21 protein-coding genes are annotated in these 22,913 nt (G+C 74.0%); 7 read left to right on the plus strand and 14 right to left on the minus strand.

The features are described 5' to 3' along the window. The first annotated feature begins 2 nt into the window (after positions 1–2). Positions 3–851, plus strand: coding sequence for an alpha/beta fold hydrolase (locus tag AB2L28_RS08370; protein WP_370718282.1), 849 nt, complete (start codon positions 3–5; stop codon positions 849–851). On the opposite strand, the gene AB2L28_RS08375 is transcribed toward AB2L28_RS08370, so the two are convergent. The 4 genes from AB2L28_RS08375 to AB2L28_RS08390 all read right to left on the minus strand — a co-directional run bounded on the left by AB2L28_RS08375 (position 848) and on the right by AB2L28_RS08390 (position 4,228). After that, positions 848–1,615 carry an amino acid ABC transporter ATP-binding protein gene (locus AB2L28_RS08375; RefSeq protein WP_370718393.1) on the minus strand — a complete coding sequence of 256 codons (768 nt, stop codon included), beginning with the start codon at positions 1,613–1,615 and terminating at the stop codon, positions 848–850. The genes AB2L28_RS08370 and AB2L28_RS08375 overlap by 4 nt on opposite strands. A gap of 20 nt (positions 1,616–1,635) precedes the next feature. After that, positions 1,636–2,613: an amino acid ABC transporter permease gene (locus tag AB2L28_RS08380; protein ID WP_370718283.1), complete on the minus strand. Its 978-nt coding sequence runs from the start codon at positions 2,611–2,613 to the stop codon at positions 1,636–1,638. After that, complete coding sequence (locus tag AB2L28_RS08385) at positions 2,610–3,539, minus strand: ABC transporter substrate-binding protein (protein WP_370718284.1); 930 nt, start codon at positions 3,537–3,539, stop codon at positions 2,610–2,612. The genes AB2L28_RS08380 and AB2L28_RS08385 overlap by 4 nt, the downstream gene beginning before the upstream one ends. A gap of 356 nt (positions 3,540–3,895) precedes the next feature. Further along, positions 3,896–4,228 (minus strand): hypothetical protein, encoded by a 333-nt coding sequence (locus tag AB2L28_RS08390; protein ID WP_370718285.1) that lies wholly within the window; start codon positions 4,226–4,228, stop codon positions 3,896–3,898. A 295-nt stretch (positions 4,229–4,523) separates the two neighbouring features. Here AB2L28_RS08390 and AB2L28_RS08395 point away from each other — a divergent pair, with 295 nt between their 5' ends. Next, a complete protein-coding gene (locus tag AB2L28_RS08395; protein WP_370718286.1) occupies positions 4,524–5,102 on the plus strand; it encodes a histidine phosphatase family protein in 579 nt (192 codons plus the stop codon). A gap of 230 nt (positions 5,103–5,332) precedes the next feature. Here the strand turns inward: AB2L28_RS08395 and AB2L28_RS08400 are convergent, their stop codons facing one another. The 8 genes from AB2L28_RS08400 to AB2L28_RS08435 form a co-directional block, all read right to left on the minus strand. Continuing rightward, positions 5,333–5,683, minus strand: coding sequence for a transcriptional regulator (locus AB2L28_RS08400; protein ID WP_370718287.1), 351 nt, complete (start codon positions 5,681–5,683; stop codon positions 5,333–5,335). Next, positions 5,680–6,126, minus strand: a complete 447-nt coding sequence (locus AB2L28_RS08405) for a hypothetical protein (RefSeq protein ID WP_370718288.1) — start codon at positions 6,124–6,126, stop codon at positions 5,680–5,682. The genes AB2L28_RS08400 and AB2L28_RS08405 overlap by 4 nt, the downstream gene beginning before the upstream one ends. Positions 6,127–6,529: 403 nt before the next feature. Beyond that, a complete protein-coding gene (locus AB2L28_RS08410) occupies positions 6,530–8,209 on the minus strand; it encodes a DUF7800 domain-containing protein (protein ID WP_370718289.1) in 1,680 nt (559 codons plus the stop codon). A gap of 83 nt (positions 8,210–8,292) precedes the next feature. After that, a complete protein-coding gene (locus AB2L28_RS08415) occupies positions 8,293–8,964 on the minus strand; it encodes a hypothetical protein (RefSeq protein ID WP_370718290.1) in 672 nt (223 codons plus the stop codon). An 18-nt stretch (positions 8,965–8,982) separates the two neighbouring features. After that, the gene (locus AB2L28_RS08420; protein ID WP_370718291.1) at positions 8,983–9,585 is read right to left on the minus strand and encodes a GDSL-type esterase/lipase family protein; all 603 of its coding nucleotides are present in this window, start codon (positions 9,583–9,585) and stop codon (positions 8,983–8,985) included. A gap of 162 nt (positions 9,586–9,747) precedes the next feature. Further along, complete coding sequence (locus tag AB2L28_RS08425) at positions 9,748–13,575, minus strand: multifunctional oxoglutarate decarboxylase/oxoglutarate dehydrogenase thiamine pyrophosphate-binding subunit/dihydrolipoyllysine-residue succinyltransferase subunit (RefSeq protein WP_370718292.1); 3,828 nt, start codon at positions 13,573–13,575, stop codon at positions 9,748–9,750. 100 nt (positions 13,576–13,675) lie between these two features. Further along, on the minus strand, positions 13,676–14,851 hold the full coding sequence (locus tag AB2L28_RS08430) for a sensor histidine kinase (protein WP_370718293.1): 1,176 nt from the start codon (positions 14,849–14,851) through the stop codon (positions 13,676–13,678). After that, a complete protein-coding gene (locus AB2L28_RS08435) occupies positions 14,848–15,621 on the minus strand; it encodes a response regulator transcription factor (RefSeq protein ID WP_370718294.1) in 774 nt (257 codons plus the stop codon). Before AB2L28_RS08435 ends, AB2L28_RS08430 begins: the two co-directional genes overlap by 4 nt. Positions 15,622–15,738: 117 nt before the next feature. On the opposite strand from AB2L28_RS08435, the gene AB2L28_RS08440 reads away from it, so the two are divergent. From AB2L28_RS08440 to AB2L28_RS08455, 4 genes are all read left to right on the plus strand, one after another. Continuing rightward, positions 15,739–17,193, plus strand: coding sequence for a GuaB1 family IMP dehydrogenase-related protein (locus tag AB2L28_RS08440; protein ID WP_370718295.1), 1,455 nt, complete (start codon positions 15,739–15,741; stop codon positions 17,191–17,193). Positions 17,194–17,212: 19 nt separating this feature from the next. Next, a complete protein-coding gene (locus AB2L28_RS08445; protein ID WP_370718296.1) occupies positions 17,213–18,022 on the plus strand; it encodes an alpha/beta fold hydrolase in 810 nt (269 codons plus the stop codon). Positions 18,023–18,217: 195 nt separating this feature from the next. Beyond that, positions 18,218–19,564 (plus strand): hemolysin family protein, encoded by a 1,347-nt coding sequence (locus tag AB2L28_RS08450; protein WP_370718297.1) that lies wholly within the window; start codon positions 18,218–18,220, stop codon positions 19,562–19,564. Continuing rightward, complete coding sequence (locus AB2L28_RS08455; RefSeq protein ID WP_370718298.1) at positions 19,561–20,613, plus strand: hemolysin family protein; 1,053 nt, start codon at positions 19,561–19,563, stop codon at positions 20,611–20,613. The genes AB2L28_RS08450 and AB2L28_RS08455 overlap by 4 nt, the downstream gene beginning before the upstream one ends. Positions 20,614–20,641: 28 nt before the next feature. Here the strand turns inward: AB2L28_RS08455 and AB2L28_RS08460 are convergent, their stop codons facing one another. Then, complete coding sequence (locus AB2L28_RS08460) at positions 20,642–21,004, minus strand: PRC-barrel domain-containing protein (protein WP_370718299.1); 363 nt, start codon at positions 21,002–21,004, stop codon at positions 20,642–20,644. A gap of 108 nt (positions 21,005–21,112) precedes the next feature. On the opposite strand from AB2L28_RS08460, the gene AB2L28_RS08465 reads away from it, so the two are divergent. Next, a complete protein-coding gene (locus AB2L28_RS08465) occupies positions 21,113–21,934 on the plus strand; it encodes a hypothetical protein (protein WP_370718300.1) in 822 nt (273 codons plus the stop codon). 38 nt (positions 21,935–21,972) lie between these two features. Here the strand turns inward: AB2L28_RS08465 and AB2L28_RS08470 are convergent, their stop codons facing one another. Then, on the minus strand, positions 21,973–22,911 hold the full coding sequence (locus tag AB2L28_RS08470; RefSeq protein WP_370718302.1) for an NAD(+)/NADH kinase: 939 nt from the start codon (positions 22,909–22,911) through the stop codon (positions 21,973–21,975). Between the last annotated feature and the right edge of the window lie 2 nt (positions 22,912–22,913).

Genomic DNA, 22,913 nt, shown 5'->3' on the forward strand with positions numbered 1-22,913 from the left:
AGGTGCCCGGTGTCGGTGGGACGCTGCGGTTCGTGGACACCGTCACCACCGACCGCGTCGGCGGGCTCGCCGTGCGGCGGACCGGGACCGGTGAACCCGTGCTGGCGCTGCACGGCTCCGGCGGGGGGCTGCACTCCCTGGCCCCGCTGGCGGCGCGGCTGGCGGACTTCGAGGTGTGGCGGTTCGCCCGCCGCGGCTACCCGCCGAGCCCGAACGGGTTCGGCCGCAAGAGCTTCGGGGCCGAGGTGCGGGACGTGCGGACGCTGCTGGAGACCGTGCGGGCCGTCACCGAGTCCGACGTCCACCTGGTCGGCGTCGGCTACGGCGCGACGCTGGCGCTGCACACCGCGCTCGCCGAACCGGCCGGCATCCGTTCCCTCGCCCTCCTCGAACCGCCGGTCCTGCTGGCCGGACCGCCCCTGGAGGACGTCCTGGCCCGCTACCGCGCGCTCGTGGCGGCCGGGGAGCACCGGGCCGCGGAGGAGCTGCTGGCCCGGGAGGTCACGCGGGTGCCCGAGCCCCAGCTGGCGGCGCTGTCGACCCTGGGCGGTCCCGACCTGCACGCCGACCCGGCGCGCGCGGCGGGGCTGGCGGAGGGCTGGACGCACGACCTGGAGGCCCTCGCCTCCGACGAGGACGACGTGGCGCGCTGGGCGGCGCTGCGCCCCGGGCTGCCGGTCCTGCTGGCGCAAGGGGCCGACAGCGCCGAACCGCTGCCGGCCGGGATGGACGCCCTCGCCGCGGTCCTCCCGCACGCCCGCCGGGTCGTGTGGGAGGGCCGGTCGCACCTCGCGGCGGCCTCGGCCCCCGGCGTCGTCGCCGGGAGCCTGCGGGAGTTCTGGCTGTCCTAGGCCGACCCCTCGTGCAGCATCCGGGCCAGGAAGGTCCGGGTGCGCTCCTCGCGGGGGTTTCCGATGACGTCGGCCGGGGCGCCGTGCTCCACCACGACCCCGCCGTCCATGAAGACGACCTGGTCGGCGACGTCCCGCGCGAACGCCACCTCGTGGGTCACGACGACCATCGTCGTCCCGTCGGCGGCCAGTTCGCGCATGACGGCCAGCACCTCGCCCACGAGTTCGGGGTCCAGGGCCGAGGTCGGTTCGTCGAAGAGCATGAGCTTGGGCTGCATGGCCAGGGCCCGCGCGATCGCGACGCGCTGCTGCTGGCCCCCGGACAACTGGGCGGGGTAGTTCTGCGCCCGGTCGGCCAGGCCCACTCGTTCGAGCAGGTCGTGCGCGCGGCGGTGCGCTTCGGCCTTGGGCACCCCCCGGACCCGGATCGGCGCCTCGACGACGTTCTCCAGGGCGCTCAGGTGCGGGAACAGGTTGAAGCGCTGGAACACCATGCCGATGTCCCGACGCTGCCGCGCGATCTCGGTGTCCTTCAGCCGGTGCAGCCGCCCGCCCCGCTCGGCCAGCCCGACGAGGTCGCCGTCGACCCAGATCCGGCCGGCGTCGATGCGTTCCAGGGAGTTGATGCAGCGCAGGAACGTCGTCTTGCCCGACCCGGACGGACCGAGCAGGCAGACGACCTGCCCGGCGTGGACGTCGAGGTCGATGCCCTTGAGCACCTCGACGTGGCCGAAGTTCTTGTGGACGTTGCGCGCCTTCACCAGTGGTGTTCCCGGCGGTTCGCTCACTTGGCACCCCCCGGGCCCAGGGAGACCCCGGCGGCCGCGGTCCTGCGCGCGGGCGTCGCGCCGTACCCGCGGCCGAACCGCTTCTCCAGGAAGTACTGCCCCACCATGAGGATCGAGGTGGCGACGAGGTAGTAGAGGACGGCGGCCATGTTCCCGGCCATCACCTGGTAGGTCGTGTTCTTGATCTGGCTCACCCGGAAGAACAGCTCGGTCGAGACGGGGATCGCCGCGAGCAGCGAGGTGTCCTTGAGCATGGCGATGACCTCGTTGCCCGTGGGGGGCACGATGACGCGCATCGCCTGCGGCAGCACGACCCGGCGCATGGCGAGCCGCTTGGACATGCCCAGGGCCTCAGCGGCCTCGTGCTGGCCCTTGTCGACGCTCAGCAGACCCGCGCGGGCGATCTCGGCCATGTACGCGGCCTCGGACACCCCCAGCCCGAGGATGCCGCCGAGGACCGTTCCCAACAGGGCGTACAAGGTCGTCTGCGAGACCGTCAGCAACCGCAGGTCCGGCGTCCCGAACCACTGCTGCAGCAGGAAGTCGAACGGCACGCCGATCGACAGACCCGTCGCGAACAACGCCCCCAGGCCGCCGGTGATGGACAGCAGCACGTAGCGCGGGATCGCGCGGAAGAACCAGGTGAACGTCCACGCCGCCCCGGCCAGGACGCGGTTGTCCGACAGGCGCAGGACCGCCAGGAGCACCCCGCCGGTGATCCCGATGACCATCGCGCACACCGTCGTGAACAGCGTGCCGACGAGCAGACCGCGGATGACGATGCTCTGGTTCATCACCTCCAGGGTGAAGGGCCAGTCGAACGCCGGGTTCGTCACCAGCAGGTGCACGAGCATGAGCGCGAGCACCGCGATGACGGCCACGGTGACCCAGCGCCACGGGTGGCGCACCTCGACGGCGTCGATGCGCCCGGGGCGTTCCTCCTCCCCGGTGCGCGTCGCCTCCGGGGCGCTCACGAGACGGCGGGGTTGACCGGGAACTCGGTGACGGCCCCGTTCTCCCCGCCCCACGGGGCGAGGGCCGCCTCGTACTGGCCGTCCTTCGCGATCTCCTCCAGGGCGCTCGAGATGGCCTGCGCGGCGTCCGTCTCGGCCTTCGGCACGACGATGCCGTAGGGGGCGGAGTCGTAGACGTCACCGGCGAGTTCGAGCTGGTCGCCGGTCTGCTCCACGGCGTAGGCGGAGATCGGGGAGTCGGCGAGCATGGCCTTGGCGCGGCCCTGGACGACGGCCGCGGTGGCGTCCTCCTGGGAGTCGAAGGACAGCACGTCGATCTGCGGCTCGCCCTCGGAGGCGCACTGCTGCTGGCGCGCGGGCAGGTCGTCGTTGGACTGGGTGGTGCCGGTCTGGACCGAGACGGTCTGCCCGCAGGCGTTGTCGGGGTCGATGCCCTCGGGGTTCCCCTTCGCGACGACCCACTGGGTGCCCGCGTCGTAGTACTGGACCATGTTCACCTGCTCGAGCCGCTCGGGCGTGATGGTGAACGAGGAGATGGCCGCGTCGTAGCGGTTGCCGGTGACGCCGGTGATGAGGGAGTCGAAGCTGGCGTCGGAGTACTCCACCTGCACGCCGAGCTTGGCGCCCACGGCGTTCATGATGTCGATGTCCATGCCCGTGATCGTCGTGCCCTGGAGGAACTCGTTCGGGGCGTACTCGGCGTTGGTGCCCACCCGCAGGACGCCGCTGTCCCGGACGCTCTGCGGCAGCATCGCCGTCAGCGCCGCGTCGGCGCTGCCCGTGGGGGCGGCCGAGGTGGTGGACGAGGAGGAGGTGGACCCCCCGGACAGGGAGTCGGAGCCGCAGCCGGCGGCGGTGAGGCCGACCGCGGCGAGGGCGCCGACGGTGAACAGCAGGGAGCGGCGGGCGGTGGGGCGAACGGGCACAGGTACCTCCGGTGGCAGGTGGCGAGCGAGCACAGTGTGGACCAGGTGAACGCCCGGGTGTGCACGCCGCCCGGTCGACCCCCCGTTCGTAACGCAGTCGTCACACGTGGACGGCACGCCTGTGATGTATCCGGACATCGGTGACAGTCGTGGGATTGAGAGCGACCGGCAGTAGGGCCGCCGACCGGCCTGACTGCACCGCGACGGACTGCTCGACGCCGGCGTCGCAGGGGGCTCCTCGGCGCGCGGAGCGCACCAGCCTCGCCATCGCCCTTCCCCACTGCCGGTCGCTCCAAGCCGGTGCCGACGCCCACGACTGCGCGCACGACGCGGGATGTGCGAACGAGCGTGCCGCCTCAGCCGTCGGAGCCGCCCATGGAGTCGGGTGAGTCGTCGGGTCGCTGGTGCCTCGCTGACTTCGCGCGCCTGGCGAAAACCCAGCCTCCTGCAGCAAAGGCTGCCGCGACCGGGACCGTTAGGACGGCCACGGCATAGCCGGCGCTGCCGCCTTCCCCATTGCTGCTGGCGGTGACCACGATGGAGTAGATGGCGAAGCCCAGAAGTACGGCCGTCGCGCCCAGGCAGTAGATGGCGCCGTTGACGTTCGAGCGCATCGGGTTGCCGCGCTTGGTCGAGAAGTACCAGCCGAGACCGGCAACCATCGCGATGATCACGAGCGAGGACGTCACCAACGGAGCATCTCGGTAGCGGGTGCGTCGGGCGACTTGGGCGGGCGACGATCACTCACACGGGCCCATGAGCCCTCTCATCCAGTCGGCTTCCAGATGCTCGCCCGTACCCGGCGACAGCTCGCTCTTCGTCAAGACCGCGACCTCAGGGGCCGCTCATGGCCGCGCGCTACGCGGGATGACCGTGCGCTGCGCGCGCACCGCGGGATGACCGTGAGCCCGCGCCGAGCCACGACCTTCCACTGCGGAGTGGCTGCGCGGTGAGGGTCGCCCGGTGGCCTGGCAGGCTGCCGGGGTGATCGTCTACGTGGTCTCCCACCCCGAGGTACTGGTGGACCCCGCCGTTCCAGTGCCGCAGTGGGGTCTGTCGCCAGCTGGGTACGAGCGGCTGCAGCGGCTGCTGGTGATGCCGTGGGTGCGGTCGGCGTCGTTCGTGGCCTCCAGCGCGGAACGCAAGGCGGTACAGACGGCGCAAGCGGTGGCCCAGATCAGTCAGTGCGCCGTGCATGTCGAGGAGGAGTTGGGGGAGAACGACCGCAGCGCGACGGGCTTCGTCCCCCCGCAGCAGTTCGAGGCACTGGCTGATGCCTTCTTCGCCGAGCCCGAGCGCAGCGTGCGCGGATGGGAGATGGCGGCCGATGCTCAGCGGCGCATCGTGGCGGCGGTGGACCGGGTCTTGGGGGGTGCGCGGCTCGCCGGCGTCCCGGAGGACAGTCAGGTGGTCATCGCCACCCACGGTGGTGTGGGCACCTTGCTGCAGTGTTCGTTGCGTAGAACAGCGATCGCGCGAAGCTTCGACCAGCCCGGGCAAGGCAGCTGGTACAGCTTCGACAGCTCCACGCACCACGTCCACCACGGGTGGCGCCGGCTGTAAAGACTGTCTACTCCATGCCGACGGGGACGCGAGCAAGCTCTGGGCGACGTCCGGCCATCGTCAGGTCAGGTCGTTGCCGGCCGTCCGAGATCGCGCACAACGCGGCATGAGCGGGCACTGCGCAACCGGCTTGCGTGGTGAGACCCCTCCTGCATCGCGGCTGGGCAGCTGCTGGCTCGAGGCGGGCTTGGCTCCGGCGGGGTGGGCGACGTGGCCCACGTGGTGCGGGCTCAGTTGCCGGGGGCGGAGCCCAGGACGGGGCCACGGTCCTCAGCGCCGAGGTCGGCGGCCTGCTGGGCGATCTGCTGGAGCGCTGCTAGGTGCGCGGCCAGCCTTCGTCGGCCCTCGCGGCTGAGGGCGATCCACACGCGGGAGCGCTTGCCGACGTGACCGCGGCGCACGTCGACGAAGCCGGCGTCCTCCAGGGCCGAGACGGTGCGGCTGAGGGTGGAGTCGGTCAGGTGCAGGCGGTCGCGCACGGCCTGGAACTCCGCCTCGGCACAGCCGGAGAGGAAGGCGGCTACGGCCAGCTTGGTCGGGTGCTGCACGGCCTCTTGCAGCTGCGGCTCGGGAGTGCTCACACCGCACCACGCTGCTGGTGCGCCAGCCGCCACCACAGGGCGGCTCCGCCGGTGACGCCCCACGTCAGCACCCCCGCCGCCCACCCGACGCCCAGGCCCACGACCAGACCCAGGAGCAGGGCAGCCAGCTCGGGCAGCTGGCGCAACCAGCGCTGCCGGGACGTGCCGACGGGCAGCTGCACCAGCCCACCAGCACGGCTCGCCACGACCATGAGCAGCAGGAAGCCTGCAAGGCAGGCCGCCGCGGCGAGGAGGTAGAGCGCCCGCGGCCGCCAGTCGCCGATCGCGGCGGCTCCGCACGCCAGCCCCGCGGCGAACAGCGCCCCGGCAGCTGGGGGCAGCCAGGCGGGGAAGGACCGCGGGGCCTGCGCCTGTCGGAGGGCCTGCTCAGCGCGGACCAGGTCGGCACGGGCCCGCTCGGTGTGCATGGAGGTGTCGTCCATGACGCCATCCTGATCTATCACTTGCATGTTGCGCAAGAGGTCCGTCAAATGCAACCTCTTGCATCCGGTGGGCACTCGATGTGCCGAGCCATCCGCAGATCGGCATGACCGTGACGTCCGTGACCGTGAAGTCGGGGCCGGCCCGGGTGGGCCGCGGCCTGGCTCCAGCGGTGTTGCTCGCGTGGCCGGGTCCGCCCATCGACGTGCGCACCGCGTGTGGGTCGCCGGACGCAGGGGGTCCGCGCCGCGCGGTGGCCAGCTGAGGCAAGCCCGGCGGGCTCCGAAGACCGAGGAGTGTCATCACCACGAGGGCTGGAAGTGCCACCGATGTCTTGATGCAGAACTGTCACCGATGTCCTGAGACGTCACACGTGGACGGCGCGCCCCACCCAGCGCGTGCGGGTCAGGTGCGCGTGAGGGTGCGGGTGAGGGTGCGCCGCAGCCGGGGCACGCCCTGGCACCGGCCCGCGTGCTCCACCTCGACGTCCGCCGTCCCGTCGGCGCCGAGCACGACGGTCATGACGCCGTTGTCGAACCAGGGGCCGTGCTCGACCTCCCAGGCGACGTCGGCCTCCCGGACCCCCGCCAGCAGGGCCAGGCCCCGGAGCAGGGCCCGCATCGGGATGCGGTCCAGGACGCGGTTGGCGACCTGCATGCCACGTTCGAGGGGGTTGCGGAAGGGGGACATGACGAGCTGGTGGACCACCGTGCGGGCCGGGTCGAGCCCCGGGACGTCGACGCGCGCCGTGTAGCTGCAGTGCACGTCACCGGACAGCAGCAGCACGCTGGCGGGTGGTTCGGGGGTTCGGCCCACCTGGCCCAGCAGGGCGACGAGGTCGACGAACGAGGGGTGGAACGCCGCCCAGTGCTCCAGGTCCGCGGCCTGCCGCAGCCACTCTCCCCAGCGCGCCGCCCGGCGGCCGAACCGCCCGTCGGCGAGCGCGGCGTCGAAGGTCTCGGCGTGGTGGATGCCGTGCAGCAGGAAGGCGGGCAGCGTCGTGGCCAGCAGCAGGTGCCGGGCGCCGGGGGCCAGGGCCCGCTCGCGGACCCACTCCCACTCGGCCGCGTCGGTCATCCGCCGGGCACCGGGTGTCAGCTGCCGGGCGCACCGGGAGTCGATCGCCACCAGTCGCGTCGAGCCCAGCTCGCGGGTGAAGCTCCACCGCGCGGAGGTGGGCTCGGCGTCGGCGGTGCGGGCGAACTCGTCCAGGACCGCGTCGCGCTCGGCGTCGTCCTCGATCGCGCGCAGCGCGGCCAGCAGGTGGTCGCGGGCCAGCTCGTCGGGGGAGAGGTTCCCCAGGTGCTGGTAGATCCAGTAGCTGCCGAAGGCGCCGGTGACGCGCTCGCGCCACCACGGCCGGCGCGAGACCTCCGCGCGCCACACGTCGGAGGTGTTCCAGTCGTCGCGCAGGTCGTGGTCGTCCAGCAGCATGCACGTCGGCACCGTCGACAGCAGCCAGCGCACCGGGTCCGGCCCCCACGTCTCCCGGTAGAGCCAGGTGTACTCCTCGAAGTCCCCGATCTCGTCGCGGACCGCGGCGTCCTCGTCGGGGCGGCCCGCGTGCCGTTCCCGCAGCCGGTCCACGATGCCGGGGTTGGGGTCGTCGGCGTAGACCTGGTCGCCCACGAAGAGCAGCAGGTCCGGGTGCGGGGCCGGTGCCTCGTCCCGCAGCCGGTGGGCCAGCGCCGACAGCGCGTCGACGCCGACGAGCCGCGTGGACCCCTCCCCGTCGTCGCCCGCGCGACGGCAGGAGCCGAAGGCGATCCGGACCGCGGCACCGGGCGCCGGGGTGCGGATGTGGCTCTCCGGCCACGCCCAGGTCCCGGCCGGCGGCGGCCACAGCGGCGTGTCGTCGAGCCGGACGGCGTAGGGCAGGGACGCGCCGGCCGGCAGCTCCGTCACGACGACGAGGGCGAAGTGGTGCCCGTGCAGCGTCAGGGTCGGGCTCGAGGCGGTCCGCCCGGTGCCGTCGGGCAACCGGACGTCGACGTGCACGAGGCCGGGTCCGTCCACCTCCACCCACACCGTGGCGCTGGTGGCGTCGACGTGGCGCAGGACCGGACCGAGGAGGGGGACGGGCACGGGCCCCATCGTGGACCCCGGGGCGGAGCCGCGTGCGGTGCGGGTGCGGTGCGGGTGCGGTGCGGGTGCGACGTCCGCCCGGTTCAGCCCGCGAGCGGTCGGGTGCTCACGAGGAACGTCCCCGGGACGCCGGCGCCCCCGGTGCCCGCCACGACGAGGCGTGCGCGCTCCCAGGGCCGCTGGGCGGCCTGGAACGGCACCTCCTCGCGGTCCCACTCGTCCCAGAACGCCTCCGCCTGCTCCGGGTCGCCGTTCACGCCGGAGGCGACGTCCCGGGCCAGGCCGCGCGCACGGGCCACCTCGACGTCGGACTGCACCCACGCGACGGCGTCGAGGAGGCCGGTGACGTCGCGCCGGGCCGCCCCGACGCCCTCGACGAGCAGCAGCCGGGTCCCGGCGGGCACCTCGACGGCCCCGTCGCGGCCGTTCGGCCGCCAGCCCGGCGGGACGAACCGCACGGCCCCGCCCGCCCGGAAGGGGCGCAGGACCCCGTCGGCGAGGAGGTCGGCCCAGTCGAAGAACGAGTGGTGCCAGGCGAGGTCGTCGGTGTGGACGACCGCGCAGGGCACACCGCGGTGCGTCGCCTCGGCGTGCAGGGCAGCGGTGAGCGTCGTCTTCCCCGCGGCGCTGCGGCCGTCGACGGCGGCGACGACCCGCCCCGCGAGGTCCAGCCCGGCCAGGAGCTCGACGAGGACCTCACCGCCCGCGGCGCGACGCCACGGCCCGGCGGCCGGTTCCCCGTCGTGCAGCCTCACCGGGACCTCAGGCGCCGGTCACGGCTGGGGGACGCCCAGCCAGTCGTACCAGCCGCTGTGCAGCACCAGCCACGCCAGCAGCCCGTACCCGGCCTGGCCGGGGTGGGTGCCGTCGGAGGCGGCGAGGTCGGCGTACCAGTCCTCGTGCTCCAGCAGCGGGGAGAAGGTGTCGACGTAGGCGATCCGGCGGCGCGCGCACACGTCGGCGAACGCGTCGGCGAGGTCACCGATGCGGTCGTTGCGCTCGGCGTCGGAGACGGGGGTGGGGCCCACGACGAGCGTCGGCAACCCCCGTGCCTCGCACTCGTCGAGGACGTTGGCGAGGTTGAGGCGGCTGCGCGCGAGCGTCGTGCCCGCGTCGAGGTCGGCGTGGCCCAGGCCCACGACGAGGCGGTGCTCGTCGCCGCCGACGAACCGGCGGGAGGTCTCCTCGCGCCAGCGGCCGTTCAGCTCGGTGGTCGTCTCACCCGGCACGCCGAGCGGGAAGAAGGTCACGTCGCGGTCCTCGCGCGGGGTGCGGGCCGAGACGCGGCCCACCCAGCCCAGCGCGCGGGGGTCGCCGACCCCCGTGACGAACTCGTCGCCGACGAGGCACACCCGCACGTCGTAGCGGCCGTTCACTGCTGGTCCTCGCTCACGCGGGTCGTGCTCCTCGTCGTCAGGGTGGTCGGGGTGGTCTGCGCTGCGGGTCCGGTGCGGCGCCCCGCGGTCGGGGCGAGGATAGTCGCTCGCACGCACGGACCCCGCCACCCTCACGGGTGACGGGGTCCGTGGGCGCGGGGGTCAGCGCGTGAACGCGGCCTCGACGATCTCGCGCTGCTCGGCCTGGTGGCGCTTGGCCGACCCGGCCGCGGGCGAGGCCGACGCCGGCCGCGACACGAGGCGCAGCTTGGCGGCCAGCGACGGGAACAGGCCCATCGCGACGTGCCACCAGCCGCCCTGGTTCGCCGGCTCCTCCTGCACCCACACCGGTTCGGCGTTCGGGAACTGCGACAGGACGGACAGGACCTGCTGCACGGGCAGCGGGGCGAGCTGCTCCAGGCGCACGACCGCGGTGGACGTGTCGCCGCGGGACGCGCGCTCGGCGACGAGGTCCCAGTAGACCTTCCCCGAGCACAGCAGCACCCGGTCGACCTTCGCCGGGTCCAGCCCGCCCTGGTCGCCGACGACCTCCTGGAACGTGCCCGACGTGAAGTCCTCGACGTCCGAGGTCGCGGCCTTCAGGCGCAGCATCGACTTCGGGGTGAAGACGACCAGGGGCTTGCGGGGGCGGGCGTAGGCCTGGCGCCGCAGCAGGTGGAAGTAGCTGGCGGGCGTCGAGGGGACGGCCACCGTCATGTTCTCCTCGGCGCACAGCTGCAGGAAGCGCTCGATGCGCCCCGAGGAGTGGTCCGGGCCCTGACCCTCGTACCCGTGCGGCAGCAGGAGCACGACGGAGGAGCGCTGGCCCCACTTCTGCTCACCGGCGGCGATGAACTCGTCGATGACGGTCTGCGCGCCGTTGAAGAAGTCGCCGAACTGGGCCTCCCACAGCACGAGCGCGTCGGGCCGCTCGACCGAGTAGCCGTACTCGAAACCCATCGCGGCGTACTCGGACAGCAGGGAGTCGTAGATCCAGAACTTCGCCTGCTCGGCCCCCTCGCGCCCCAGGTACAGCAGCGGGGTCCACTCGTCACCGGTCACCCGGTCGGTGAGCACCGCGTGGCGGGAGACGAACGTGCCGCGCCGGGAGTCCTGACCGGACAACCGGATCGGGGTGCCCTCCATGAGCAGGGAACCGAAGGCGAGCAGTTCGCCCCAGCCCCAGTCGATCCCGCCCTCGGTCGACATCTGCGCGCGCTTGTCGAGCAGCTGGCGCAGCTTGGGGTGCACGGTGAAGCCCTCCGGCGGGTTCGCCTGCACCTCGCCGATGTGCTTCAGCACGGCCGCCTCGACGGCGGTCTCGCGCGCCTGCGCCGGGGTCTGCTCGTCGGCCTCCTGCGCGGACGGCTTCTCCAGGCCGCCGCGGCTGTCGCCGTCCCCGGACCCGCCGTTCTTCGTGCCCCTGGTCTCGGCGAACGCGCGCTCGAGCTGGGCGGAGTAGTCGCGCAGCGCCTCCTCGGCCTCCTCGACGGAGATGTCGCCGCGGCCGATGAGGCCCTCGGTGTAGCTCTTGCGCACCGAGCGCTTCTTCTCGATGAGGTTGTACATGAGCGGCTGCGTCATCGAGGGGTCGTCGCCCTCGTTGTGACCGCGGCGGCGGTAGCAGACCATGTCGATGACGACGTCCTTGTCGAACTCCTGGCGGAACTCGAACGCCAGCTGCGCCACCCGGACGCACGCCTCGGGGTCGTCGCCGTTCACGTGGAAGATCGGCGCCTGGATCATCCGGCCGACGTCGGTGCAGTACACCGACGAGCGCGAGGACGCCGGGGCCGTGGTGAACCCGACCTGGTTGTTGATGACGACGTGGACCGTGCCGCCCGTGCGGTACCCGCGCAGCTGCGACAGGTTGAGCGTCTCGGCGACGACGCCCTGACCGGCGAACGCCGCGTCCCCGTGGATGAGGACGGGCAGCACCGGGAACGAGGCGCCGGCGAGGTTGATGCGGTCCTGCTTGGCCCGGGCCACGCCCTCCAGGACCGGGTCGACGGCCTCGAGGTGGGAGGGGTTCGCGGCGACGTAGACCTTCGTCCGCTCACCGTCCTCGCCGGTGAACGTCCCCTCGGTGCCGAGGTGGTACTTCACGTCCCCCGAGCCCTGGACGGTGCGCGGGTCCTGCATGCCCTCGAACTCGCGGAACACCTGCGAGTAGCTCTTGCCCGCGATGTTCGTCAGCACGTTCAGCCGGCCGCGGTGGGCCATCCCGAGGCAGACCTCGTCCATGCCGTTCGTCGCCGCGCGCGAGAGCAGCGCGTCGAGCAGGGCGATGACGGACTCCCCGCCCTCGAGGGAGAAGCGCTTCTGCCCCACGTACTTCGTCTGCAGGAACGTCTCGAACGCCTCGGCGGCGTTGAGGCGGCGCAGGACGCGCAGCTGCTCGGCCGCGGTCGGCTTGGCGTACGGGCGCTCCACCCGGTCCTGGATCCACTGGCGCTGGTCCGGTTCCTGGATGTGCATGTACTCGATGCCGACGGTGCGGCAGTAGGAGTCGCGCAGGACGCCCAGGACGTCGCGCAGCTTCATGTGCGCCTTGCCGCCGAAGCCGCCGGTGGGGAACTCCCGGTCGAGGTCCCACAGCGTGAGGCCGTGGGTCTCGATCTCGAGGTCGGGGTGCATCCGCTGCTTGTACTCCAGCGGGTCGGTGTCGGCCATGAGGTGACCGCGCACGCGGAACGCGTGGATGAGCTCGACCAGCCGCGCCGTCTTGTTGATCTGGTCGTCGTGGCTGATGGAGATGTCCGGCGTCCAGCGGATCGGCTGGTACGGGATGTGCAGCGCCTGGAAGACGCGGTCGTAGAACCCGTCCTCACCCAGCAGCTTGGAGTGCACGATCCGCAGGAACTCCCCGGACCCGGCGCCCTGGATGATCCGGTGGTCGTACGTCGAGGTCAGCGTGATGACCTTGCTGACGGCCAGGCGCGTCAGCGTCTCCTCGCTGGCGCCCTGGTACTCGGCCGGGTACTCCATCGCGCCGACGCCGATGATGGCGCCCTGGCCCTTGACCAGGCGGGGCACCGAGTGGACGGTCCCGATCGTGCCGGGGTTGGTCAGCGAGATCGTCGTCCCGGCGAAGTCCTCGGTCGTGAGCTTGCCGCCGCGGGCGCGCCGCACGACGTCCTCGTAGGCGGCCCAGAACTCGCCGAAGTCCTTGCTCTCGCACCCCTTGACCGCGGGCACCATGAGCTGGCGCGACCCGTCGGGCTTGGGCAGGTCGATCGCGATGCCGAGGTTGACGTGCGCGGGCTGCAGGACGGCCGGCTTGCCCTTGGCGTCGGTCGTGTACGCGGCGTTCATCGTCGGCATCGCCGACAGGGCCTCCACGACGGCGAAGCCGATGAGGTGGGTGAAGGAGACCTTGCCGCCGCGGGCGCGCTTGAGGTGGTTGTTGATGACGATGCGGTTGTCGACCAGCAGCTTGGCCGGGACCGCGCGCACGCTCGTCGCGGTGGGGACCTCCAGGGAGTCCTCCATGTTCGTCACGACCCGGGCGGCGGGGCCGCGCAGCGGGGAGACGGTGTCCTGCGCCGGGGCCGCCGGCTCCTCAGCGGGCTTCGGGGCGGGCTTCGGGGCGGGCTTCGGGGCGGGCTTCGGGGTCGCCTTCGGAGCGGCCTTCGGAGCGGCCTTCGAGGCGGGCTTCGGCGTCGCCTTCGGGGCGGCCTTCGGGGCGGGCTCGGCGGCCGGCTCCTCGGGGGCCTTCGCGGCGGGCTCCTCCTGAGGGGCCGGGGCCGGCGGGGTGGTCGACCCCGTCGTCGCGCCCTGCGTGGTGCCGTTCGTGCCGTTCGCGCCCGCCGACCTCGTCGTGCCCGCCGGGTTGTCGGCGGGGGAGTAGTCCTCGAAGAAGTCCCACCACGCCTCGTCGACGGAGTTCTTGTCGGCCTGGTACTGCTCGAACAGCTCGTCCACGAGCCACTCGTTGGGACCGAAGGTGGCTGCGATCTTGTCCTCGTGGTGCGAGGGCTGTGATGGCACGGCGGTGTCGCCTTCTTCCTGGGTGACCGAACGGGTGTTCGTGCTCGACTGCGGGCGCCCGTTCACCCTATCCCGGTGTGGTATGCGCCTGTCTGCCGCCCTACGGCCGGGCCGTCGCCGCTCCTCCGGTCTTGGTCACACCCGGTGCCTCCTCGGTGACTCTGGGCAGGTGCACGTCGATGCGGCACCCGCCCTCCGGCGGGGTCGGCGCCACGCGGATCGTGCCGCCGTGCAGCTGCACCGCCCAGCGCGCGATGGCCAGGCCCAGCCCCGTCCCGCCGTCGGTGCGCGCGCTGCCGCGCTGGAAGCGCTCGAAGACGCGTTCGCGGTCGGCGTCGGCGATGCCCGGCCCCTGGTCCTGCACGGTGATCCGCACGACCTGCCCCGCGGCCACGGCCGAGACGAAGACCCTGCCGCCGGGCGGGGAGTGCCGCGAGGCGTTGTCCAGCAGGTTCGCCACGACCTGGTGCAACCGCGCCGAGTCGACGAGGACGTCCAGGCCGGGCGGGTCGACGTCCAGGACGAACTCCACGTCGCGCCCGGCCATCCCCATCGCCCGCGTGGCCTGCGCCAAGAAGGGCTCCAGCGCCAGGTACTCCCGGTCCAGCTCCACGGCCCCGGCGTCCAGGCGCGACAGGTCCAGCAGCTGCTCGACGAGGCGGCCCAGCCGCTCCGTCTGCGCCAGGGCCGTGTTCAGCGTCTCCTGGTCGGGCTCGCTCACCCCGTCGACGAGGTTCTCCACCACCGCGTGCAGCGCCGAGACGGGCGTGCGCAGCTCGTGGCTCACGTTCGCCACCAGCTCCCGGCGCTCGCGGTCGACGGCCTCGAGGTCCTCGGCCATCCGGTTGAACGCGTCGGCCAGCTCACCGACCTCGTCGCTGGAGGTCGAGCGCACGCGCCGGGAGTAGTCCCCCGTCGCCATCGCGCGGGCGGCGGCCGTCATCTCCCGCAGCGGGGAGGTCATCCCGCGCGCCAGGAGCTGCGTGAACACGAGCGTGACCACGATGGAGGCGGGCAGCGTGTAGCGGGGGCCGATGTGGATCTCGGCCAGCCGCAGCCCCGCCCACACCAGCAGCGACGCCAGCGTCACCGAGGCCGCCACCAGCAGGCCCAGCTTGGTCTTGATCGAGTGCACCGGGTCCAGCGGGCGCACGTCGGGCCACGGCCGCCGGGTCGCGGTCCTCGCCGCGCGCACCCGGGCGTCGTGGGCGGCCCCGCTGATGGGGATGGGCCCCGTCAGCCCGGTGCCGGCGGGGTCGTGCGAGGGGCCCGTCACGGGGCCTCCTGCGCGCCGGAGGGCTCGAACGCGTAGCCGACGCCGTGCACGGTGCGCACGAGGTCGGCACCCAGCTTGCGGCGCAACGCCTTCACGTGGCTGTCGACGGTCCGGGTGCCGGAGGCGTCGACCCAGTCCCAGACCTCCTCCAGCAGCTTCTCGCGGGTCAGGACGGTGCGCGGGGACTCGGCCAGGCACACGAGCAGGTCGAACTCCGTCGGGGTCAGGTGCACCTCGTCGCCGGCCCGCCGCACGCGGCGCTGGGCGCGGTCGACCACCAGCTCACCGTCGGAGACGGTGAACCGCATGGCCTCCGCCGACTGCTGCGGGGCGCCCACGAGGGCCCGGGCCCGCTCGACGCGGCGCACGAGGCCGTTGACGCGCGCGACCAGCTCGCGCATCGAGAACGGCTTGGTCATGTAGTCGTCGGCGCCGACGCCGAGGCCGACGAGCTTGTCGGTCTCGTCGTCGCGCGCGGTGAGCATGAGCACCGGCACCGGCCGCGAGGCCTGGACCCGGCGGCACACCTCCAGGCCGTCGAAGCCGGGGAGCATCACGTCGAGCACGACGACGTCGGGGGACACGCGCTCGCAGAGCTCGACGCCGGAGGGGCCGTCCCCGGCCGTCTCCACCGCGTACCCCTCGGCGCGCAACCGGCGGGCCACGGCGTCGGCGATGGTGGGTTCGTCCTCGACGACGACGGCCGTCCGCGGCGGCTGACCGCTCTGGTGCCCGCCACCCTGGGGCGCCGGCGTGGTTCCGATGCTCATGACGGCCAGCGTAGGACCGTCCCGGCCCCGCGGACCCGGACGGGAGCCGCGGCGCCGCTGCGTGCACGAGCCCTGCACACGCTCTCCCGATCCGGTGCCGCCGCCTACCCTGGTGCCGTGCACTTCCTCGACGGACAGCAGCCCCGCCACGACCTCACCTACAACGACGTCTTCCTGGCGCCGTCGCGGTCGGCGGTGACCTCCCGGCTCGACGTCGACCTCTCCACCGGGGACGGCACGGGCACGACCGTCCCCGTCGTCGTGGCCAACATGACCGCGGTCTCGGGCCGGCGGATGGCCGAGACCGTGGCCCGCCGCGGCGGGATGGCCGTCCTGCCCCAGGACCTCCCGCTCGACGTGGTCGCCGAGGTCGTCGCCTGGGTCAAGGACCGGCACCCGGTCTTCGAGACCCCCGTCGTGCTCCGCGAGCACGACACGGTCGCCGACGCCCTCGCGCTCATCCCCAAGCGCTCCCACGGCGCGGCCGTCGTCCTCGACGAGCACCGGCACGTCCTCGGCGTCGTCACCCCGGCCGACTGCGCCGACGTGGACCGCTTCACCCAGGTCGGCGCGGTCATGAGCCGTGAGCCGGTCACCGTCGACGCCGCCGCCGAGGACGACCTCGAGGCCGCGTTCGGCGTGCTGCACGCCTCCCGCCGCCGGTTCGCCCCCGTCGTGCGCGACGAGGGCGCCGGGCCCGTGCTCGTCGGCGCCCTCACCCGCACCGGCGCGCTGCGCTCCACCGTCTACCGCCCCGCCCTCGACGCGCGCGGCCGGTTGCGCGTCGCCGCCGCCGTCGGCATCAACGGCGACGTCGCGGCCACCGCGAAGGCGTTGCTGGACACCGGTGTCGACGCCCTCGTCGTCGACACCGCGCACGGGCACCAGGAGAAGATGATCGAGGCGCTGCGCGCCGTGCGGGGCGTGGACCCGGCCGTCCCGGTCGTCGCCGGCAACGTCGTCACGGCCCAGGGCGTGCGCGACCTCGTCGAGGCCGGCGCCGACATCGTCAAGGTGGGCGTGGGGCCCGGGGCCATGTGCACGACGCGGATGATGACCGGCGTGGGGCGCCCGCAGTTCTCCGCCGTCCTGGAGTGCGCCGCCGCGGCGCGCGAGCTCGGGGCGCACGTGTGGGCCGACGGCGGCGTCCGCCACCCCCGCGACGTCGCCCTCGCGCTCGCGGCCGGCGCCAGCCAGGTCATGGTGGGCTCCTGGTTCGCGGGCACCCACGAGAGCCCGGGCGACCTGGCCGTCGACGCCGGCGGCCGGGAGTACAAGGAGAGCTTCGGGATGGCCTCGGCCCGCGCGGTCGCGGCCCGCACCCGCGCCGACTCCCCGTTCCAGCGCGCCCGCAAGGGGTTGTTCGAGGAGGGCATCTCCTCCTCGCGCATGCACCTGGACCCCGCCCGGCCCGGTGTCGAGGACCTGCTGGACCAGATCACCTCCGGCGTCCGCTCGTCCTTCACCTACGTCGGGGCCCGCACGGTCCCCGAGTTCGCCGACCGCGCCGTCGTGGGCCTGCAGTCCTCGGCCGGCTACGACGAGGGCCGCCCGCTCCCCACGGGGTGGTGACCGGTTGATCCTCGAGGGCGTGCGACACGCGGACGGCTCACCCGTCGACGTCGTCACGTCCGGGGCCGGACCCGGGCTCGTCCTCGTCCACGGGGCCCGGCCCGCGGCCGACTACGGCAGGCTCGCCGACCGGCTGGCGGGCCGCTTCACCGTCCACCGCTACGACCGCGAGCAGACCGGCCGGGACGGGGCCCGGTACGCCGTCGCCGACGACGTCGCCCTGCTCGGCGCGGTCCTGACGCGCACCCGGGCCCGGCTCGTGCTCGGTCACGGCCTCGGCGGGCTCGTCGCGCTGCTGGCCACGGCCGGCCTGCTCGACCGGTGCGTCGACCGCGTCGCCGTCTACGACGCCGTCCTTCCCATCGACGGCTCGGTGCCGGAGGAGGCCCTGGAGCAGGCCGCGCGGGCGCTCGCGACGAACGCCCCGGACCTCGCCCTGGCCCACCTGGACCGCCACCTGCGCACGTCCTCGCTGCAGGCCGTCGCCCGCAGCGAACGCGTCCAGCGCCTGCTCGGCGGGGTGCTGGCCCGGACCGAGTGGGGCCGCTCCACGGCGGCCCGGCTGCCGCAGGTGCTCGCCGAGACCCGGGCCGGGTTGCAGTTCGACGGGCCCGCCGAGGTCTACGCCGACCTGCCCGCGCGGGCGCTGCTGCTGACGGGGGAGCGGTCCCCGGCGTTCTTCGGCGAGGCCGCCCACGCCATGGCCGCCGCCGTCCCGACCGCCACGGCCCTGGTCGCGGGCGGGTGCGGGCACGACTCGCTGCTGCGCGCCGCGCGGCGCTGCGTCATCCCGCTGGAGACGTTCCTCGGCGGGGACACCCTGTTCTGAGCCGTCCTCGGGGACGCGACGAGGTCGGGGTCGGCGCCGGCCCGTCGGGGCCACGGGTCGACCGGGCCCGCTCGGCGCACCTGCCACTACGATCGTGGACGCCATGAGCTCAAGTGCCCGGGTCGACCCCGACCCCCCCTCCCGCCACCACCCGCGCCCGGCGCTCGCCGGGGAGCTCTCGCCGGGGGCCCCCGGGTGCTGACCGAGTGGCTCCTCCTGCTCGTCGGGATCGTCCTCACCCTCGGGACCGCCGTGTTCGTCGCGGCCGAGTTCGCGTTCGTCACCCTCGACCGCTTCACCGTCGAGAAGGCCGTCGAGGACGGTGACCGCCGCGCCGCCGGTGTCCTGCCCGCGCTGCGCACCCTGTCGACCCAGCTGTCCGGGGCCCAGGTCGGCATCACCCTCACGACCCTGCTCGTCGGCTACCTCACCGAACCATCCCTCGCGTCCCTGCTGAGCGGCCCGCTCACCTCCCTCGGGCTCGGTGAGCGGCTCGCGGGCACCGTCGCCGGGGTGGTCAGCGTCGTCATCGCGGCCGCGTTCTCGATGGTCGTCGGCGAGCTCATCCCCAAGAACCTCGCGCTGTCAGTGCCGCTGCGGACGGCCGGCGTCGTCGCGCCCCTGCAGCGCGGGTTCACCTGGTTCACCGGCCCGCTCATCCGCGTCCTGAACGGCAGCGCGAACCGGTTCCTGCGCCTGATCGGCGTCGAACCGCAGGAGGAGCTGTCCGGGGCCCGCTCGGCCCGCGAGCTGGCGGCCCTGGTCCGCCGCTCGGCCGACCTGGGGACCCTCGACGAGGGCACCGCGAACCTCATCAGCCGCTCGCTGCTGTTCGGCGACCAGACCGCCGCCGACGTCATGACCCCGCGGGTGCGGATGGAGGTCGTCCGGTTGGGGGAGTCCGCCGCCGACGTCGTCGCGCGCGCCCGGGCGACGGGGCACTCCCGCTTCCCGGTGACGGGCGACGACGACGACGACGTGCGCGGGGTCGTCCACCTCAAGGCGGCCGTGGCCGTCCCGGCCGACCGGCGCCACGACGTGCCCGCGGCGGCGCTCATGACCGACGCCCGGCGCGTGCCGGACTCCCTGACGCTCGAACCGCTGCTGGTCCAGCTGCGGCAGAAGGGGTTGCAGCTCGCCGTGGTCGTGGACGAGTACGGCGGGACCGCCGGCGTGGTGACGCTGGAGGACCTCGTGGAGGAGATCGTCGGCGACGTCTCCGACGAGCACGACCGCGACCGGGGGGGCCTGCGCCAGCACCGCGACGCGACGTGGACGGTCCCCGGGCTGGCCCGCCCGGACGAGGTCCGCGACGCCACCGGCGTCGACGTCCCCGACGACCCCGCCTACGAGACCGTCGGCGGTTTCGTCATGGCCCGGCTGGGTCGCATCCCCGCCGTCGGCGACGAGGTCGAGGTCGACGGCGCCGTCCTGCGGGTGGCGCGGATGGAGGGCCGGCGGGTCGAGCGGTTGCGCCTGCGGCCGACCGCGGCGGCCGGCGCGGCACCGGCCGCCGCGGTGGGCGAGGGGGGTGCCCGGTGAGCGACCAGGCCGCCCTCCTCGTGGCCGTGCTGCTGATCCTCGGCAACGCGTTCTTCGTCGGCGCCGAGTTCGCGGTCCTGTCCGCCCGGCGCAGCCAGATCGAGCCGCTGGCCGAGACCAGCGCGCGCGCCCGCTCGGCGCTGGCCGCGATGGAGCACGTCTCCCTCATGCTGGCGGCCTGCCAGCTCGGGGTCACGCTGTGCTCCCTCGGCCTCGGCGCCGTGGCCGAACCGGCCATCGCCCACCTGCTGGAGCCGCTGTTCCACGCCGTGCACCTGCCCGAGGTGCTGGTGCACCCCGTCTCGCTCGTCATCGCGCTGTCGATCGTGACGTACCTGCACGTCGTGGTCGGGGAGATGATCCCGAAGAACCTCTCGATCGCGGGCCCGGACCGCGCGGTCCTCGTCCTCGCCCCGCCGCTGGTCGCGATCGGCCGCGTCATCGGCCCGCTCATCCGGGCCCTGAACGCCCTGACCAACGCCGCGCTGCGGCTCATGGGGGTCGAGCCGAAGGACGAGGTCTCCAGCGCCTTCACGGTCGAGGAGGTCCAGTCCATCGTCGCCGAGTCCCAGCGGGAGGGGACCCTGGAGGACTCCGGCGGCCTGGTCACCGGCGCGCTGGAGTTCTCCGACCGCACCGTCGGCGACATCGCCGTCGCGCTGGCGGACCTGCGCACGCTGCCGGTCGGTTCCTCACCGGCCGACGTCGAGGCGCTCGTGGCCCGCACGGGTTTCAGCCGGTTCCCGCTCGTGGACGACGGCGGCGACCTGCACGGGTACCTGCACCTGAAGGACATCCTCTACGCCGACCCCGGCGAGCACCCGGACCGCTACGCCGAGCCGGTGCCCGAGAAGCGGATCCGCGCGCTGGGGACGCTGGGCGTGGCCGAGGAGGTGGAGGACGCGCTGGCCGCCATGCGCCGCACCGGCGCGCACCTGGCCCGCGTCGTGGACGCGGGGGGCGCGGTCACGGGGGTCGTCTTCCTCGAGGACGTCCTGGAGGAGCTCGTCGGCGAGGTCAGCGACGCCATGCAGCGCGCCCGCTCCTGACGGCACCGTCGGGAGCGGGCGCCGGGGGTCAGCGGCGGGCGAGCCGGCGCCCGCTCGGGGTGTCAGCGGGGGCGTAGTCCATCCCGTAGTGGGCGTAGATGCGGGGTTCGTCGTCCGGGCCGAGCTCCTCGTCGGTGCCGAACTCCGGCGCGCCCTTCACGGTCTCGCGGGGGAAGGCCACGCGGACGTCGTGCCGGCCGACGGCCGCACCCTCCAGGGGGACCAGGACGACCTTGCGGAACCCCACGAGCCCCGTCTCCACGGCGGCGAACAGCCACTCGTCGGTCGCCGCGTCCACGTAGACCGAGGCGAGGTTGCCGACCTTCGCGTCGCTCACGTCGAGGACGGGGGCGCCCTTCCACTGGTTCAGGTCCTGCACGAGGATCGTCATGGGCACACTCTGGCGGGGCGGGCGCCGCGGCGCGACAGGAGCCTTCACAGGACCTGACCGCCACGCTGCCGGGACCCCCGTGAGCGGCCTGCCACGATGGCTGACGGCATGAGCGAGCAGACCCCACCCCGGACGACCCTGACCATCAACTGGCTGCAGATCGCGGGCGGAGCCGGCGCGGCCGTGACCTCCGCCGTGCTGCTGGCCGGGCTGAGGACCTTCGGCACCTACGGCACCCTCGTCGGCGCCGCCCTCGGCAGCGTCACCGCCTCCACCGCGGCGGCGGTGTACGGGCACTACCTGGGCGCGAGCCGAGACCGCGTGCGCGAGGCCGCCCGCCGGGCGCGGCAGCGGCGCACCGGGACGGTGCCGCCCGCGCAGGACGACGTGGTGGTCCCGGCACCACCGCCCGCCGAGCCGGTGCCCGGCCCCCCGCCGCGTCCCCGGTCCGGGGCGCGCGGCGTCGTCGCGCTGGGGGCGCTCGCCTTCGTCCTGAGCGTCGGCGGGATCTTCGCGTACGAGTCGGTCTCGGGGGAGAGCCTCGCCGCCCAGCGGCAGGGCAGCACGACGGCGGTCAGCCGGACCGTGCTGGGCACGCCGGTGACGAAGGCCCCGGCCACCCCGGTCCCGGCGGTCGCCCCGCCGGGCACGCCCACCGCCCCCACTACCGAGACCACCGCCGAGCCCACGAGCACCGCCTCGGCCACCGCGACCGGTACCGCGACCGCCACCGCGACCGTCCCGGGCGCGGCGCAGCCCACCCGGAGCCCGCAGGCGACGGCCACCGCGACGGAGGAGCCGACGAGCGCGGCCGACGGCACCGCCACCCCGGGCGCCCGGCCGAGCGGCGGGCCCACGGCGACGGGCCGCTCCGCGACGCGGGACGACGCGGCCGAGCCCCCGGCCACCGGGGCGAGCACGACCCCGTGAGCGCGACCCCGTGAGACCGGCTCCCGCCGGTCGCGGGGTCAGCGGGAGCGGGTGCCCTCGCCGCGGCGCAGCTCCCGGGGGACCAGCTCGAGCATCTCCTCGGGCAGCAGCGGCAGGTCGAGCAGGCTGAGCTTGACCCGCGCCCGCCGACCGTGACCGGCGGCGTCGAGGCGGATGACGTGGCCGGCGTCACGTTCGGCGCGGACCTCGATGACCGACCCGGGCGGCAGTTCCCCGGCGGCGATGCCGTCCACCTCGACGACGGGCGGGCCGGACCCCTCCAGCAGCTCCAGCCGGACGGGCTCGTCGACGCCGAGGACGATGGGCCGCCCGATGCCGGACATGGGCGCGACGGGCGTCACGAGCAGGGTGTCGGCGCCGGGGGAGACCACGGGACCGCCCGCGGCGTAGCTATAGGCCGTCGAGCCCGTCGGGGTGGCCAGGACGATCGCGTCGCAGCGCAGGTACCCGATCCGCTGGTCGGCGACGGACAGGGCGGCGGTGACGGTGCCCTTGCCGGGGGTGCGGGCCAGGGCGATGTCGTTGAACGCCACGGCCTCGCGCCGGTGGTCGCCCGTGTGCAGCTCGGTGCGCAGCGACAGGTGCGGTTCGACGGTGAAGTCGCCGGCGGAGATGCGTTCCAGGGCGGCGGGCAGCTCGCGGGGTTCCAGCTCGACGAGGAACCCGAGGTGGCCGAGGTTCACGCCCAGCACGGGCACGGGCCGGCCCGCCAGCAGGCGCAGCGCGCCGAGCATCGTGCCGTCCCCGCCGAGGCTGACGACGGCGTCCACCGTGGCGGCGAACTCCTCGACCCCCACGCGCGTCACCGTCGGCGGCAGCCGGGTCGCGTCCGTGCGCAGCCCCACGACCTCCTTGCCGTGCTCGGCGGCCCACCGCTCCACGACCCGGGCCTGCTCGACGGTGTCGCGCACGGGGTGCACGACGAGACCGAGGCGTCCGACGGGTCCGGTGGGCACCT

The sequence above is a fragment of the Kineococcus mangrovi genome, assembly GCF_041320705.1.
Taxonomy (GTDB): Bacteria; Actinomycetota; Actinomycetes; order Actinomycetales; family Kineococcaceae; genus Kineococcus; species Kineococcus mangrovi.